Below are 15,960 nucleotides of genomic sequence, written 5' to 3' on the forward strand. Positions count from 1 at the left end.
CCCCGGATGAATGCCGGAGCGAAGGGATCCCGAGCCTTGGCGAGGGACCGAACGTTGGGGCAAGACTTTTTGGTTACTTTTGGGGCGTTTGCCAAAAGTGACCCGACCGTCAGGGCGGAACCGAAAGTCGCGGCGCCCGCAGCAATGGATATGCACACAACCTAAAAAGCTCGCGAGCAAGCCCGCTCCCACAGTGGGTCTGGGTACATTCGGGAAATCAGGTCGGCCACCAGAGCTCCCACAGGTCATGAGGTGAAACCCGCCCTATCAATGCCCCCAGATCAACGCCTCAGTCCACCCCAACTCCGCAAAATCCTCCGCCCGCAACCCGGCCTCCCCCTCACAGAAAAACTCATCCAGCTGCGGCGGCTTCACCGACGTACCGCTGAGCATCGCATGCACCTGCCCCCGATGATGAATCTGATGCTCGAACAGATGCGACAGCAAACGCAGCCGACTGTCGTTTTGCGGCATATCCCGAGCGATAGTCACCACCTTGACCAGATCCACATCACGCATCTGCTCACAATAGGCAATCAGCCGCCGATCGACCTGAGCCTGCTCGTGCCTGAGCGCCAAGGCATCAACCACCGGCTCGTCCTCCTTGAAAAACACATAGCAGTCAGGATGCGGACTATCCCCCCGCAACTCCCGCTCCAGCGCATCCACATAGAACCGGTCGCAAGTCAGAATGTGATTGAGCGTCGCCCGAATACCGGGAAAGAAACTCACACGCGGCGCTGTCAGATCAGCCGCACTCAACTGACTCCAGGCCTTGGCCAGTCGATGATTGGCCCAGGCATTCTGATACGCCATGGTCAGCAAATGGTGGGACAGCGGTTGACTCATGCTGATGCCTCCTGAACGGCTGAGCCTCATGCCTGCGCAAAACGCTCCAGCTGCATCTCCTGCAAGCGACTGAGGGTGCGGCGAAACGGAAATTCCAGATAGCCTTCGGTGTAGAGCGACTCCATTGGCACGCGGGCCTCGAGATACAGCGGCACCTTGCGGTCGTAACACTCGTCCACCAGGGCAATGAAGCGCCGCACACCGTCATCATGCACCGACAACTGCGGCAATTCGCGATCCCCGGCCTCGATGCGCTCCGCGCCATCTTCAGTGCCTCGGGCAATACGCCCTTCGCGCTTTTGCGCACTCAGATTGGGCACGTCACCCAGCAGAATCGCCCCGTAGGTGTCACACAACGACATGAAATCCATCGCGGCAAACGGCTGCTCACACAGATCGGCGTATCGACACCAGAGCACGGACTGGCTCGCCTGCACCACCTCCAGCGAGCGATAGCCGACCTGCACCGGCTCGCGGGAAACCGTTTGCCCCACCGTCAACAGCCTGAACACGTCATCCAGGGCGCTCGCCTGCCCCGGCTCGACCACCCAGTAACGCTGCAGGCCCTGCCCCGGATGCAGCCGATGGTCTTCACCGCCATCCACCGCAATCACCTGCATGTGTTGCTTGATCGCCGCGATAGCCGGCAGGAAGCGATCACGATTGAAGCCATCGGCGTACAACTGCTCCGGTGGCAGGTTGGAGGTGCAGACCACCACCACGCCTTCCTCGAACATCACCTGGAACAGTCGGCCGAGAATGATTGCGTCGCCGATGTCGTTGACGAACAGCTCGTCGAAGCACAGCACCCGCACCTCCGCGCTCAGTTCACGGGCCAGGGCCTTGAGCGGGTCGGCGGTGCCGGTGAGCTGGAACGAGCGCTGATGCACCCAGCCCATGAAGTGGTGAAAGTGCTGACGCCGGGCCGGGACGCGCAGGGTTTGATAGAACTGGTCCATGAGCCAGGTCTTGCCACGCCCCACCGGACCCCAGAGATAAACGCCGGTGATCGGCCTGCGACCTTCATGCAGCGCTTCGTGGCATTTCTGCAACGCCCAGACGGCGTGTTCCTGGGCTTCGTCCTGGACGAAGCCCTTCTGTTCGATGGCGTGCTGCCACGCACTCAGGGGGGAGTCGACATTCATGGGCGGCAGTATAGCCCTGAAGAATCCGCCGAATGACACCCGAGAGCCTTGACCTTATAAATGATTAGAATCATATTTTTATATGTCGATAAACATTTATAAGCCGTTCTCTCAGGAGTCATCCCATGCACTACAAAGTTTTCGGCCGTAAAACCGGCCTGCGGGTTTCCGAACTGGCTCTGGGCGCCGGCAATTTCGGCACCGGCTGGGGCCATGGCGCCGAGCGTGACGAAGCCAAGCGCATTTTCGATGGCTACCTGGAAGCCGGCGGCAACTTCATCGACACCGCCAACGGTTATCAGGGCGGCCAGTCCGAAGCCATGCTCAGCGAATTCATCGCCGCCGAACGGGATCGCCTGGTCATCGCCACCAAGTACACCGTGGGCACGACGCCGGCCGCGGGCATTGCCCACACGGGCAACAACCGCAAGAACATGGTGCGCGCCGTCGAGGAGAGCCTGAAGCGCCTGAACACCGATCACATCGATCTGTTCTATGCGCACATGAGCGATGGCGTGACGCCGATGGAGGAGATCCTCCGTGGATTCGACGATCTGGTCCGGGCCGGCAAGATCCATTACGCGGGGCTGTCGAATTTCCCCGCGTGGCGCATTGCCCGCGCCGATCTGCTGGCGCAAGTGCGCGGGTTTGCGCCGATTGCGGCGATCCAGGTCGAGTACAGCCTGGCCGAACGCACGGCCGAACGTGAGCAACTGCCGATGGCCGAAGCCCTGGGCCTGGCCGCGACCCTGTGGTCGCCGCTGGGAGGCGGCTTCCTCACCGGCAAGTATCGCAACGCCGAGGGCGACAACCGCGCGAGCAAACTGGGGATGCTGGTCCATGCGGAAAAAAGCGCCCGGGAAACCGCCCTGCTCGACACCCTGCTGCTGATTGCCGCGGAACTGGCGGCCAGCCCGACCCACGTGGCCATCGCCTGGCTGCGCGAACAGGCCAGGCGCTCGCCGACCGCGCTGATCCCGATTCTCGGCTCGCGCACGCGGGAGCAGCTGGATGCGACGTTGGGGGCGTTGGATGTGCAACTGAGCAGCGATCAGTTGGCGCGCCTGGACAGCGTCAGCCAGGTGGCCAAGGGCGTTCCCCATGAAACCCTGGCCGGGTCGGCGGTGCGGTTCAGTGGTGGTGTCACCCTGGATCTGCCGGTCATCCCGGTAGCCTGATGTAGGAGCTGCCGAAGGCTGCGATCTTTTGATCTTGCTCTGGAAAATCAAAAGATCGCAGCCTCGTTGCACTCGACAGCTCCTACAGGGGGTTCATTTCCCCATTTCAGCGGTCGACCTTATGTTTCGCGGCATACAAACACAGCATCTCCATCGCCAGCGTCGCCGCCGCCAATGAGGTGATGTCCGCGTTGTCATAGGCCGGCGCAACCTCCACCACGTCCATCCCCACCAGATTGATCCCGCGCAAGCCGCCGAGGATCTCCAGCGCCTGCACCGTGCTCAAGCCACCACACACCGGTGTTCCGGTGCCCGGGGCGAACGCCGGGTCGAGGCAGTCGATGTCGAAGGTCAGGTACACCGGGTTGTCGCCGACCCGCGCGCGGATCGCCTCGACGATCGCGTCCACCCCACGCCGATGCACCTGGCGCGCATCGAGCACCTCGAAACCCTGATGATCGTCATTGGTGGTGCGCAAACCGATCTGCACCGAGCGCGCCGGATCGACCAGCCCTTCTTTCGCCGCATGCCAGAACATGGTGCCGTGGTCGATGCGCTTGCCCTCTTCGTCCGGCCAGGTGTCGCTGTGGGCGTCGAAATGGATCAGCGACAGCGGGCCATGCTTGCGGGCGTGAGCCTTGAGCAGCGGATAGGTGATGAAGTGGTCGCCGCCGAAGGTCAGCATCGCGCTGCCTGCATTGAGGATGTGCTCGGCGTGGGCTTCGATGCATTCCGGGGTCGCCTGCGGCGAGCCGTAGTCGAAGTCGCAATCACCGAAGTCCACCACCGCCAGATGATCGAACGGATCGAAGGTCCAGGGCCAATGGCGTTCCCAGGCGATCCCGGTGGACGCGGCACGAATGCCCCGCGGTCCGAAACGCGCGCCGGGACGGTTGCTGGTGGCAGTGTCGAACGGCACGCCGCTGACCGCCACATCGACGCCGCGCAGGTCGCGGCTGTAACGACGACGCATGAAGCTGGTGATGCCGGCATAGGTACTTTCGGCGGCCGTGCCGTACAGGCTGTCGCGGGTCATGGCCTGATCGTTTTGCATCGGGACTTCCATCACGGTTCTCCTTCTTGTTAGTGGGCAGTTACGGTTGGCGGCTGCGGAACGTGGTCCAGACGCGGGTGCGCTGGCGCATGTCCTTGAGGTTCATGGTGCGGTCCGCATACAACCGGTCACGCACGTCGGCGGGCGGATAAATGTCCGGATCGTTGCGCACCGCCTCGTCCACCAGCGGCGTAGCGGCCTGGTTGGCGGTGGCGAAAAACAGGGTGTTGGTCAGCGCGGCCACGGATTCGGGACGCAGCATGAATTCGATGAACTTGCGCGCAGCTTCCGGGTGCGGCGCGTCCTTGGGGATCGCCAGGTTGTCCTGCCACACCAGGGTGCCTTCCCTGGGAATCCGATAGGCGACCTCGAACGGCTTATTGGCCTTGCGCGCCTGGTCGGCGGCCATGCTGGCATCGCCGTTGTAGGCCAGCGCCAGGCAGACGCTGCCATTGGCCAGGTCATTGATCTGCCGGCCGCTGGCCACGTACAGCACCGAGGGTTGCAGTTGATGCAACAAGGCCTGGGCCGCCTCGAGGTCGTTCTTGTCGGTGCTGTAGGGATCCTTGCCCAGGTAATGCAGGGCCAGGCCGATCACTTCCTGGGGCGAGTCGATGATTGCGATGCCGCAATCCTTGAGCATGCTGGCGTATTCGGGTTTGAACAGCAGATCCAGGCTGTTGAGCGGCGCATCCGGCAGGCGTTTGCGCACCGCTTCGACATTCATCCCCAGGCCCAGGGTGCCCCATGTGTAAGGCACGCCATATTGATTGCCCGGATCGACCGCTGCGAGCTTCTCCAGCAGGTCCGGGTCGAGGTTGGCGTACCCCTTGAGGCCTTCATGGGGAATGGCTTTCAGGGCGCCGGCCGCCAATCCACGGGCCAGCACGCTGGAGGACGGCACCACCACGTCGTAGCCGCTGCCGCCGGTCAGCAGCTTGGTTTCCAGCACTTCCGGCGCGTCGAAGGTGTCGTAGCGCACGTGAATGCCGGTTTCCTGCTCGAAGCGCTGCAGGGTTTCGGGGGCGACGTAATCGGCCCAACTGTAGAGATTGACCACCTGCTCTTCGGCGACAGCCATGGCGGACAGGGTGAGGAGTAACGCAGGAGCACAGAGCTTGAATACGGGAGCCATGACAACCACCTGACCAGAGAAAGTGGTTGCAGCATGCAATGTCCGATACATTGTTGAAATATCAAGTTAATTAACCTGACATTATCCCGGAGTAATGTGAATGCTCGGCCAATTCCACGATCTGGACCTGCAACTGCTGCGCCTGTTCGTCAGCGTGGTGGAGTGCGGCGGTTTCAGTGCGGCGCAAGGTGAACTTGGCTTGAGCCAGTCGAGCATCAGCCAGCAGATGGCCAAACTGGAAACCCGCCTCGGCTATCGGCTGTGCAGCCGTGGCAAGGGCGGCTTCAAGATCACCCCCAAGGGCGAGCAGTTGCTCAGCGCCACCCGTGGGCTGTTCCAATCCATCGAGGCGTTCCGGCATCAGTCCAACGGCGTGGCCGGGCGTTTGATCGGCGAGGTGCGACTGGGGTTGTCCGAAGCGCTGGATCAGACGGTGCTGCAACGGGTGGCCGAGGCGATCGGACGCTTTCGCCAGCGCGACGAATCGGTGCGCATCGAGCTGATGAGCACCATGCCCGGCGAAATGGAGCGCCTGCTGCTGCAACAGCGCCTGGACCTGGCCATCGGTTACTTCTCCCAGGCGCAAAGTGCGTTCGACTACCGGGAACTGTTCACTGAAACCCAGCACCTGTATTGCGCGGTCGGCCATCCGCTGTTCGATAACCCGGCGCCGGATGACCAGGCCCTGCAAGCCTGCGACCGGGTCGACCACCCCTACCGCTTCCTGCGCAGCGACGAGCCGTTCCAGGGCAAATTATCCTCGGCGCGGGCGGAACAGGTCGAAGGCACCCTCGCCTTCATCCTGTCCGGCAAGCACATCGGCTACCTGCCCGAACACTTTGCCCGGGGCTGGGCGGACAAGGGTCTGCTGCGGGTGGTGCGGCGTGAGGGTATGAGTTTTGACGTGGCGTTTCATCTGGCCCGGCATCGGGCGCAAGTGCCGGGGGATGCGCAGAAGGCGTTCGAGGAGGATTTGTTGGCGGCGTTTGCCTGAGAAGATCAAGAGATCGCAGCCTTCGGCAGCCCCTACACCGATCTCCTGTAGGAGCTGCCGAAGGCTGCGATCTTTTGATCTGTTGTTTTGCCGTTACCGGACTGTTCTGGCATCCTGCGCCTCCTTTTTCCGACCCCGGCCCCGCCACCCGGCACGCAATCACATGACCTCCCCTGAAAAAAACCTGCGCCACAACGACCTGATCTACGGTCTCGAAGACCGCCCGCACCTGACCGCCACCGTGTTCGCTGCCCTGCAGCACGTGCTCGCCAGCTTCGTCGGGATCATCACCCCCACCCTGATCATGGGCAGTGCCCTGGGCCTGCAAAGCGAAATTCCGTACCTGATCAGCATGGCGCTGTTCGTGTCCGGCCTGGGCACCTTCGTCCAGGCGCGGCGTTTCGGGCCGGTGGGCTCGGGGCTGTTGTGCCTGCAAGGCACCAGTTTTTCGTTCATCAGCGTGATCCTCAGCGCCGGCTTCATGGTCAAGGCCCGGGGCGGCGGTACCGATGAAATCCTCTCGACCATCTTCGGCGTGTGCTTCTTCGCCGCGTTCATTGAAGTGGTGCTGAGCCAGTTCATCGGCAAACTGCGGATGCTCATCACCCCGGTGGTGACCGGCACCATCATCACCCTCATGGGCCTGTCGCTGATCAAGGTGGCCATGACCGACATCGCCGGCGGCTTCGGCGCCACCGACCTTGGCGCCGCCAGCCACCTGGGCCTGGCCGCGCTGGTACTCGGGGCCATCGTGGTGCTGAACCGGGTCGACGTGCCCTTCCTGCGCCTGGGTGCGATCGTCATCGGCCTGACCCTGGGCTACTTCGTCGCCTGGCTGCTGGGCGTCGTCGATTTCGCCAACATGCCCGAGGTGCCGCTGATGAGCGTGCCGGTTCCGTTCAAATACGGCTTCTCCTTCGATTGGGTGGCGTTCGTGCCGGTGGCGGTGATTTTCCTGGTGTCGCCTCTGGAAGCGGCCGGTGACCTCACCGCCAACTCGATGATTTCCCGCCAGCCGGTCAAAGGCCCGCTGTACATCCGCCGGATCAAGTCCGGCTTGCTGGCCGACGGCCTCAACTCGGCCATGGCGGCGGTGTTCAACAGCATGCCGATGGTGACCTTCGCCCAGAACAACGGGGTGATCCAGCTGACCGGTGTGGCCAGCCGTTACGTGGCGTTTTTCATCGCAGGGCTGCTGGTGCTGCTGGGCCTGTTCCCGATGATCGGCGCGGTACTGCAACTGATGCCCAAGCCGGTACTGGGCGGCGCGGAGCTGGTGATGTTCGGCACCGTGGCCGTGGCCGGCATCAAGATCCTCGCCGAAGCCGGCCTGCATCGGCGCAACATGCTCATCGTGGCAATTTCCATCGGCATGGGCCTGGGCGTGGCGGCGGTGCCGGAAGTGCTGCGCGAACTGCCCAAGGCGCTGCATAACATTTTCGAATCGCCGATCACCGTCGGCGCGCTGTGCGCTATCGTTCTTAATATCTTCCTGCCCGAAGAATTCATCGAGCTGGAAGAAGACGATTTCGATCCGGAAGCCTCGATTCTGCAGGTCATGGAAAATCCGGATGTCCCGGCCAAGGGTGAACCCGCGACACCGCCCGGTGTCGCAACCGTGAACCGCTAGACAGCGCTCAAGGGCTGAGCCGCTGGCGGTTCAGCCCTTTTTACTGACGAGAGCCTGTTCATGCGCAGCCTTCACGCGATTTTCCTTTCCACGCTGTTGCTAGCCTTGGGCGCCTGCGCCACCTATCCCAACAACGACCCGCTGAACATCAACGTGGTCGGTATCCAGCCGATGCAAAGCCAGGACATGGAAGTACGGTTTGCCGTGAAAATCCGCGTGCAAAACCCCAACGGCACCAACATCAATTACAACGGCGTGGCGCTGGACCTGGACATCAACGGCCAACCGTTCGCCTCTGGTGTCAGCAACGAATCCGGTTTCGTCGGTCGCTACTCCGAAGCGGTGCTGACCGTGCCGGTAAGCGTCTCGGCGTTTTCGGTACTGCGCCAGACCTATGGCCTGAGCCAGATGCAGACCTTTCACAACATGCCTTACGTGCTGCGCGGAAAACTGGCCGGCGGCCTGTTCGGCACGCGGCGCTTCGTCGACAGTGGCCAGGTCAGCATTCCCGGCCCGATGACCGGGAGCCGCTGAACCCTGCTCCTTCTATGGAATGCGATCAAATGTGGGAGCGGGCTTGCTCGCTCCCACAGTGGTTATGCGTTGAATTTCACACCCGGCTTGGCCCGCTCATCCACCGTCAGCTCGAACACATCCGGCCGCGCATAGTGCCCGACTACGTCGTAGTCATAGCGCGCACGCACCAGTTCATCCGTGTCGATCTCGGCACTGATTAATCCGCGCTCTCCCCGCAATGGCCCGGCCAGGACATCGCCCATAGGCCCCACGATCACACTGCCCCCGGCAATCAACGGCCGATCCGCCGGCCAGTTGGCCACTTCCAGCCCCAGGTCCCGCGGCGAATCCTGGACCTGACAGGCGCTGACCACAAAACAGCGCCCCTCATGGGCAATGTGACGCATGCTGACCTGCCACATTTCCCGCTCGTCCACCGTCGGCGCGCACCAGACTTCCACGCCCTTGGCGTACATCGCGGTGCGCAGCAGCGGCATCATGTTCTCCCAGCAGATCACCGCGCCGATGCGCCCGACCGGGCTGTCGATCACCGGCAGCGTCGAGCCATCGCCCTTGCCCCAGATCAGCCGCTCCGTACCGGTGGGCATCAGTTTGCGGTGCTTGCCCACCAGTCCCGCAACAGGATCGAAATACAGCGCGGTGCAGTGCAAGGTGCTGCCCGCCCGCTCAATGACACCGATCACCAGATTGGCCCCGGTGCGCGCCGACAGCCCCGCCAACGCCTCGGTTTCCACGCCGGGCACGTCGATGGCATTGGCGAAATAACGGGCAAACGCCTCGCGCCCTTCCGGCAGGCGATAACCCAGTTGCGTGCCAAACCCCTCGCCTTTCGGATAACCACCCAGCAGCGCCTCGGGCATTACCACCAAGGCAGCGCGGGATTCGATGATTGCGTTTTCATAAGACAGGATCTGTTCAAGGGTCTCGGCCTTGCCGCCGGGCAAGGCGCCGATTTGCAGTGCGGCAACGATTGACTTGGCCATCTCGGTAACTCCATTGGCATCAGGTGTTGCTCATTCTCCGGCGCCAGCTGATCATGAATAAAGCCCTGTTCACTGCTGAATGATATGAACCAAATGAATATCACCGACATCGACCTCAACCTGCTCAAAGTCTTCGAAGCCCTGCACGAGGAGTCCAGCGCCAGCCGCGCCGCCCTGCGCCTGGGCGTGACGCAGTCGGCGGTCAGCGCGGCGTTGCGCCGGTTGCGCGAGGTGTATGGCGACCAGTTGTTCGTGCGCACCGGCCGCGGACTGGCGCCCACCCTCAAGGCCAATCAACTCAAGCCCGTGGTCAGTGATGCGCTGAACAAATGCCGACAAAGCCTGGCCATGGTCGACCCGGATGCCAGCCATTACGAGGGCCGCTCCGTGACACTCCCGCACCGACAAAAATATTGGACTTTTTGCCCATTTTTCTGCGTTTAAATCCAGAAAAAGACAGAAACCGCGAACTTTGGGTCGCCCCATGACAGAATTCATGGAATATGCGTCGGCAAGGTCGCAAAAGATGGACTATTTGTCGTGGCGGATGCTGGCGTCACCTTCCCGCTATCGATAGAAGGCGTACTTATCGGCCACTGGTTTTTTTGGTTCTTGATTTAGTCGGGGCTGCGGGTTTGTTGAATCGTTGCAACTGACTATCAAGCGTGTCCGCGCGGGCCTGCTGCACTGCGGCCTGCTGCTGAGCCTGAGTCAGCTCCTCCAGTTTGGTATTCAGGCGCAGTTGCAGTTGGTCTAACTGCTGCACCAGTTCTTTGTTCTTGCGTGCACCGTCTTTGGTCTCTTCCCGGGCGCGATCGACCTCCCGGTGCGCACGATCCTCCACGCCGCGTACGTAGGTTTCTTGGGTAGCTCGTTCCTGCTCAGCTTTCTGCTGTAACGCTTGGAGGTCCTGCTGGAGCTGATGACTCTGCTTTTGAGCTTCGTCCCGCTGACGCTGCAAGCTGTCGCGTTGCTGATGCAAGTCATCTATCTGGGTCTGACGCTGTTCTAGGAGCAATTCCAGGTCTGCTAACCGTGTTTCTACTAGCTGCCGCCCCGCGACGGCTTCGGCTGCATGCTGCCTGAACTTTGCAGAATCTTTTTGGGCCTGGTCTTCGACACTGGCAATGCGGTCCCGCTCAGTGTCCAGCACTCGACGCTGCTCATCCAGAGTTTGCTCGGCGACGCCTAGCGCCAGATTAATCGCCTGCTGCCAGATCGTGACAAACGCCTGAGCCACCTGCCCTGGCAGTTCTGGCAAGCGCGTCTCGCCTTTCATTCGGGCGGCCAAGTGCTTCCACCAATCATCGAGCAGGCTGCCAACCCGAGCCGGGCTGCCGCGCCCCAGTTCCTGCCGCACCCGTTCCACGGTTGGGCGTTCGCCGCGGGCCAGCACAGCATCTGCCGCTGCGAATACCTCATGCTCTGGGACTCCTACAGTCATGGGTCGACTCCTGCTATATTGTGTCTGATAACGGTTAGTTATCCGAGATCATTTTTTGGAATATACGGAAATAATACGGTGGACGTATCAAAATTCGATAATCAGTTTACCCGCACCGACATAAATTCTGGACTATTGGCCCGGTTTTGAGCATGTAAAAACCCATTGCGGACACAAACCCTAGACTTTTCGTCGCTTAACAACAAGAATCACGTACTTTCAGTAGTTTCAGACAGAAATTATGGAATTTCGATCGCCAAGATGTTCTTTCTAGCTTGTTGCACTTTCTCAAGAGGCGCCGCCCTCTGAGATAATACAACGGAAAAAATTACACCACGGGCTAAATCGTCTCATATAAGATGCACGCATTTTGGATGATAGATTGTACGGCACCTGCCGCCCCATATGAGTATCGGATATTATGATTAGTTTCAAGTCCACCCAGCTCAACGTACGAAGCTACCAAAATCAAGACGAACAGAACGTAATCAATCTTATTTTGAAGATCCAGCGCGAAGAATTTGATATAGATATAACAGTTGATGACCAACCAGACCTCAAATCGATACCCAGTTTTTATCAAAACGGTATAGGGGGGTTTTGGGTCGCCACAATCGACGATAATGTTGTAGGAACTATCGCCTTAAAGGATATTGGCAATGGCCGAGGAGCCTTGCGAAAGATGTTTGTGGACGCTTCTGTCCGAGGAACAGCTCATGGCATCGCAGCATTTCTGTTGCGCAGGTTGTTAGATGACAGCATTCCTCGTGGGGCAAAGCGGCTTTACTTGGGAACTACTGAAAAATTCGTTGCTGCACATCGTTTTTACGAGAGAGAGGGATTTGAAAAAATTGAAGAGACCGATCTCCCGACAAGCTTCCCGCGCATGATTGTAGATACTAGATTTTACGAACTTAATTTAACAAAACGAAACAAGTTTGCCGGAATAGAATAATAGCTGCTATTAGCCTTTAAATAGTCCATGCCGATCGGGACCCTGACTCCTCCTGCCACGCAGTAGGTGAGCGATCTACTGAAAAAAGCTAAAAGATGCTGATCTGCGAAGACGTTGGGAGGTGCGAATGGTCGCTTGTATCTTGGGCTACGGATCGGAATGCTCCGATTGACTGAGAAGTTCCAGAGATCATTTTGACTGATCCAGATTTAGCCTCTAAAAAACCGCGCCAGGACATCGCTTGTTGAGTATTCGGGTGGGTCAACGATTTTCGGCGACTGGGTCAAAGCCGCATAAGCGCCAACAGCCTACCTGAATGATGGTGCCGTGCCCATCCACAACAACCCGGTGGAGAATACGATCAGGCCATGGGCGCTTGGGCGCTTCAACTGGTTGTTCGCCGGGTCTCTGCGCAATGACAAACGAACGCCAGCGATTATGAGTTTAATCCAGTGGGCACGCAGGAACGGGTATGATCCGTACACGTATCTCAAAATGTGCTGACTCGATTGCCGACGCAGAAAGCCGGTGAGATTGAGCATCTACTACCGCATCAGTGGATGGCTGGCTTATCAGAGCAAGGCATATTCCCTCTACGCGTACGATAGATGGGCAAAACCCCTAGATTTTCCATGTCCCTCCCTGCCGTTGGCTAGATATTCTTAACCGAGCCAAGATTTTCTTAAAATTTGGGCCGACTACTCAGAAAATATTAACCTAAATGGCAGCACAGCCACTATTTGGTAACCGCCTGGCCAATACTTGACGACTTGGCTATGAACGGCTTGGGATAAGAGCATCGTTGGCGCACGAAAATCCTGACGATAGGGACGATCGCGTCGCTTAGAATTACGCGGACACCATCGCCCTTAATTCTGGATATCGGTAGGTCTGTTCGCCGTCCGGTTACACTGCTGCGACCCTCTTGAGCCAGCGGCATTTGAGGCGAACATTTTCCAATCGTAAGCCTTCGGCCGTAAGGGGCCGGTGAACACACCTTCCGAGCCCGGCCCATAAGGACGATTGTGTCCGCGTATTTTTAAGCGGACGCAATTGCCCTTAACGCCAGGATCACCATGCGCCAACGTAAGTCATACCCGAAATCCTTCAAAACCCAAGTCGTCCAAGAGTGTGAGCAGCCCGGAGTTTCCGTGGCCGCGATTGCGATGAGGCACGGGATCAACGCCAATGTCGTTCGTCGGTGGATACCGCTGTTCCGCGATCAACAGGCAGTCGCACTGCCAGCTTTTGTTCCTGTGAAAGTCGCGCCGGTCGCCCCCAAACTAAAGGCTCAAGCGTCGGCGATCATCGAGCTTCTGCTTGGCGAGCAATCGATTTGCGTGAAGTGGCCAGCTTCCGACCCTGAAGGTTGCGCCCGCTTTATCCGGGGGCTTGCCCTGTGATCCGCATCGACTCCATCTGGCTGGCCACCGAACCGATGGACATGCGAGCGGGCACCGAGACCGCACTAGCCAGGGTGATCGCGGTGTTCGGTGCGGCGCAGCCACACTGTGCTTATCTGTTCGCCAACCGCCGCGCCACTCGGATGAAAGTGTTGGTGCATGACGGCTTCGGGATCTGGCTGGCGGCGCGCCGGTTAAACCAGGGCAGATTTCACTGGCCAGGCATTCGCCACGGCGCTGAAATGGAGCTGGATACCGAACAACTTCAGGCGTTGGTGTTGGGGCTGCCATGGCAACGTGCGGCCTCCGGTGGCGCGATCATACTGCTTTAACCGCAGCCATTAGCCTATCGGTCTATCGCCGTGAACGGCACGCTCTGGCAAAATCCGCGGCATGACTTCTTCGCCCAATCTCGACCAAATGTCCCCTGACCAACTGCGGGCCTTGGCCGCGCAGCTGCTCTCGCAAGTCGAAACCATGGGCAAGACGGTCGAGACAATGGGTAAGAAGATCAACCGCGATCAAACGGTTATCGAGAAGCTGACCCACGAGATCACCCAACTCAAGCGCTTGAAGTTTGCCAAGCGCAGCGAGCAGATGAATCCTGAGCAGGCCAGCTTGCTCGATGACCTGATCGATACCGATATCGCGGCGATTGAAGCCGAGCTTCAAGCCTTGCAAACAGCTCCCGCAGCGACTGAAAAAAAGCAGAAGCCCAAGCGTACGGCGTTACCGGCAGAGTTTCCACGCACACTGATTCATCACGAGCCGGAGAACACTCACTGCCCATGTGGCTGCGCACTCAAGCGCATTGGTGACGATGTCAGCGAGAAGCTGGACTACACGCCCGGCGTATTTACCGTTGAACGCCATGTCCGTGGCAAGTGGGTCTGCAATGACTGCGAAACATTGATCCAGGCACCAGTTCCGGCGCAGGTCATTGATAAGGGCATCCCGACCGCCGGGTTGCTGGCCCACGTCATGATCGCCAAGTTTGCCGATCATCTGCCGCTGTTCCGACAGGAATCAATTTTCGATCGGGCCGGCTTGGCGATTCCCCGTTCCACGTTGGCCCAATGGGTGGGCATGACGGGCGTGCAGTTGCAGCCCCTGGTCGATGGACTGCGTGACGTAGTGCTCGGTCAGCAGGTTATCCATGCCGATGAAACACCAGTGCAGATGCTCGCGCCAAGGACAAAGAAAACCCACCGATCTTATGTCTGGGCATATGCCACCAGCCAGTTCTGCGAAACAGCGGCGGTCGTCTACGATTTCAGCCCCAGCCGCGCCGGCGAGCATGCGCGCAAATTCCTGCAAGGCTGGAAGGGTAAGCTAGTCTGTGATGATTTTGGTGGCTACAAGGCCAGTTTCGAACTCGGCGTGACCGAGATCGGCTGCATGGCCCATGCAAGGCGCAAGTTCTTCGAGCTGCACGCCACCAACAAGAGCATGCTAGCCGAACAGGCCCTTCGCTATATCCAGTTGCTGTACGAAATCGAGAGCGAAGTCCGCGACCTGGAACCAGGGTTACGGCATCGAATACGGCAAGAAAAAGCCGTACCAGTGATGGCTACGCTGCATGCCTGGATGATCGCCCAGCGTGATCTCGTGCCGGAAGGTTCGGCTATTAGCAGAGCCCTGGATTACAGCCTGAAACGCTGGGCAGCGCTGTCGCGCTACCTCGATGACGGGGCCGTACCCATAGACAACAATTGGGCGGAGAACCAAATCCGGCCGTGGGCTCTTGGGCGCAAAAACTGGCTCTTCGCAGGGTCGCTACGCAGCGGAAAACGGGCAGCGGCGATCATGAGTTTGATCCAGTCGGCGCGGCTCAACGGACATGATCCGTATGCTTATCTGAAGGACGTTCTCACGCGGCTGCCGACGCAGCGGGCGTACGAGATTTCAAACCTGCTTCCGCATCAATGGGTGCCCAGATAACTAGGCAAGGTGTTTGAGCAAGCCTTGGTGAGCTAGAATGCCGGATGCATAGACCTCAAGGACGCGCGATGATATTGCAACACAGGCCAGTGAAGGCTGATGACATCAAAACTATCTGTAGCTTTCCCCTGAACGCTCAGGAACTGTTCTATATGTTCCCGAAAGCTCTATACCCTCTGACTGAAACTCAGCTGTCCAACGCTATCGCTCAACGATTCGACTCGACGGTTGTCGAGACGGGGAATAGCGTCATCGGCTTTGCTAACTTTTATCGGGCTGAAACGGGTGGAGTTTGCTGTATCGGCAATGTCATCGTTGCCCAAGAGGCACGAGGTAAAGGTGTGGCGACCTTCATCGTGGAGACGATGACCGCTCTGGCGTTCGACCGCTATGACGCCACAGAGGTGCGGATCTCTTGCTTCAATGAAAACACAGCAGGCTTGCTGCTTTACCCAAAACTAGGTTTCTTGCCCTTCGCTGTCGAAGAGAGAATTTCTCTGGATAGTCGTAGATCAGCACTCATCCATATGACCCGCAGCAGAGTGGGCCGACCATAATACTCACCTTGAGAGCCCGGTTAATGCAGCTGCCCTCGGGCAGTCAGTCGGCTGCTTTGTTTCTGGTGTACCAGTGATAAATGGGCTGCTCTGTACAGCCTAGGTAGCAAGGGGTGAGATTACCGGACGCTTACCTTCGGCCGCTCAAACGATGG

At 59.2% G+C, this 15,960-nt stretch carries 15 protein-coding genes and 2 pseudogenes; 11 read left to right on the plus strand and 6 right to left on the minus strand.

The features are described from left to right. Positions 1 to 267: 267 nt before the first annotated feature. On the minus strand, positions 268 to 849 hold the full coding sequence (locus HNO86_RS17290) for a DinB family protein (protein ID WP_175378152.1): 582 nt from the start codon (positions 847 to 849) through the stop codon (positions 268 to 270). A gap of 26 nt (positions 850 to 875) precedes the next feature. Then, positions 876 to 1,994, minus strand: coding sequence for a cell division protein ZapE (gene zapE / locus HNO86_RS17295; RefSeq protein WP_175378153.1), 1,119 nt, complete (start codon positions 1,992 to 1,994; stop codon positions 876 to 878). A gap of 125 nt (positions 1,995 to 2,119) precedes the next feature. Between zapE and HNO86_RS17300 the strand changes: the two genes are divergently transcribed. Further along, complete coding sequence (locus HNO86_RS17300; protein WP_175378154.1) at positions 2,120 to 3,172, plus strand: aldo/keto reductase; 1,053 nt, start codon at positions 2,120 to 2,122, stop codon at positions 3,170 to 3,172. A 106-nt stretch (positions 3,173 to 3,278) separates the two neighbouring features. On the opposite strand, the gene speB is transcribed toward HNO86_RS17300, so the two are convergent. Together speB and HNO86_RS17310 are read right to left on the minus strand one after the other, a co-directional pair. Next, positions 3,279 to 4,238, minus strand: a complete 960-nt coding sequence (gene speB, locus HNO86_RS17305) for an agmatinase (RefSeq protein ID WP_175378155.1) — start codon at positions 4,236 to 4,238, stop codon at positions 3,279 to 3,281. Between the two features lie 28 nt (positions 4,239 to 4,266). Then, entirely contained in the window at positions 4,267 to 5,361 is a 1,095-nt protein-coding gene (locus tag HNO86_RS17310; protein ID WP_175378156.1) for a polyamine ABC transporter substrate-binding protein, read from the minus strand. Between the two features lie 100 nt (positions 5,362 to 5,461). On the opposite strand from HNO86_RS17310, the gene HNO86_RS17315 reads away from it, so the two are divergent. From HNO86_RS17315 to HNO86_RS17325, 3 genes are all read left to right on the plus strand, one after another. Then, on the plus strand, positions 5,462 to 6,355 hold the full coding sequence (locus tag HNO86_RS17315; protein ID WP_175378157.1) for a LysR family transcriptional regulator: 894 nt from the start codon (positions 5,462 to 5,464) through the stop codon (positions 6,353 to 6,355). Positions 6,356 to 6,518: 163 nt separating this feature from the next. Next, positions 6,519 to 7,985: a nucleobase:cation symporter-2 family protein gene (locus HNO86_RS17320; protein WP_175378158.1), complete on the plus strand. Its 1,467-nt coding sequence runs from the start codon at positions 6,519 to 6,521 to the stop codon at positions 7,983 to 7,985. A gap of 60 nt (positions 7,986 to 8,045) precedes the next feature. Continuing rightward, positions 8,046 to 8,519 (plus strand): LEA type 2 family protein, encoded by a 474-nt coding sequence (locus HNO86_RS17325; protein ID WP_175378159.1) that lies wholly within the window; start codon positions 8,046 to 8,048, stop codon positions 8,517 to 8,519. A 62-nt stretch (positions 8,520 to 8,581) separates the two neighbouring features. On the opposite strand, the gene HNO86_RS17330 is transcribed toward HNO86_RS17325, so the two are convergent. Then, a complete protein-coding gene (locus tag HNO86_RS17330; RefSeq protein WP_175378160.1) occupies positions 8,582 to 9,505 on the minus strand; it encodes a carbon-nitrogen hydrolase family protein in 924 nt (307 codons plus the stop codon). An 84-nt stretch (positions 9,506 to 9,589) separates the two neighbouring features. On the opposite strand from HNO86_RS17330, the pseudogene HNO86_RS17335 reads away from it, so the two are divergent. Next, positions 9,590 to 9,901: pseudogene (locus tag HNO86_RS17335) on the plus strand (LysR family transcriptional regulator); the annotation flags it as partial. 190 nt (positions 9,902 to 10,091) lie between these two features. Here HNO86_RS17335 and HNO86_RS17340 read toward each other — a convergent pair. Next, positions 10,092 to 10,949 carry a DNA-binding protein gene (locus tag HNO86_RS17340; protein WP_175378161.1) on the minus strand — a complete coding sequence of 286 codons (858 nt, stop codon included), beginning with the start codon at positions 10,947 to 10,949 and terminating at the stop codon, positions 10,092 to 10,094. A gap of 421 nt (positions 10,950 to 11,370) precedes the next feature. On the opposite strand from HNO86_RS17340, the gene HNO86_RS17345 reads away from it, so the two are divergent. From HNO86_RS17345 to HNO86_RS17370, 6 genes and pseudogenes are all read left to right on the plus strand, one after another. Beyond that, positions 11,371 to 11,904, plus strand: a complete 534-nt coding sequence (locus HNO86_RS17345) for a GNAT family N-acetyltransferase (RefSeq protein WP_175378162.1) — start codon at positions 11,371 to 11,373, stop codon at positions 11,902 to 11,904. Positions 11,905 to 12,201: 297 nt separating this feature from the next. Further along, positions 12,202 to 12,512 (plus strand): annotated as a pseudogene (locus HNO86_RS17350) (transposase domain-containing protein); the annotation flags it as partial. Between the two features lie 468 nt (positions 12,513 to 12,980). Beyond that, entirely contained in the window at positions 12,981 to 13,307 is a 327-nt protein-coding gene (locus HNO86_RS17355; RefSeq protein ID WP_175378163.1) for a transposase, read from the plus strand. Continuing rightward, the gene (tnpB, locus tag HNO86_RS30285) at positions 13,304 to 13,639 is read left to right on the plus strand and encodes an IS66 family insertion sequence element accessory protein TnpB (RefSeq protein ID WP_175378164.1); all 336 of its coding nucleotides are present in this window, start codon (positions 13,304 to 13,306) and stop codon (positions 13,637 to 13,639) included. The genes HNO86_RS17355 and tnpB overlap by 4 nt, the downstream gene beginning before the upstream one ends. A gap of 61 nt (positions 13,640 to 13,700) precedes the next feature. Continuing rightward, positions 13,701 to 15,248 (plus strand): IS66 family transposase, encoded by a 1,548-nt coding sequence (locus HNO86_RS17365; RefSeq protein ID WP_175378165.1) that lies wholly within the window; start codon positions 13,701 to 13,703, stop codon positions 15,246 to 15,248. 68 nt (positions 15,249 to 15,316) lie between these two features. After that, positions 15,317 to 15,805: a GNAT family N-acetyltransferase gene (locus HNO86_RS17370; RefSeq protein WP_175378166.1), complete on the plus strand. Its 489-nt coding sequence runs from the start codon at positions 15,317 to 15,319 to the stop codon at positions 15,803 to 15,805. The last annotated feature ends 155 nt before the right edge of the window (positions 15,806 to 15,960 follow it).

The sequence above is a fragment of the Pseudomonas sp. C1C7 genome (assembly GCF_013359595.1).
GTDB lineage: Bacteria > Pseudomonadota > Gammaproteobacteria > Pseudomonadales > Pseudomonadaceae > Aquipseudomonas.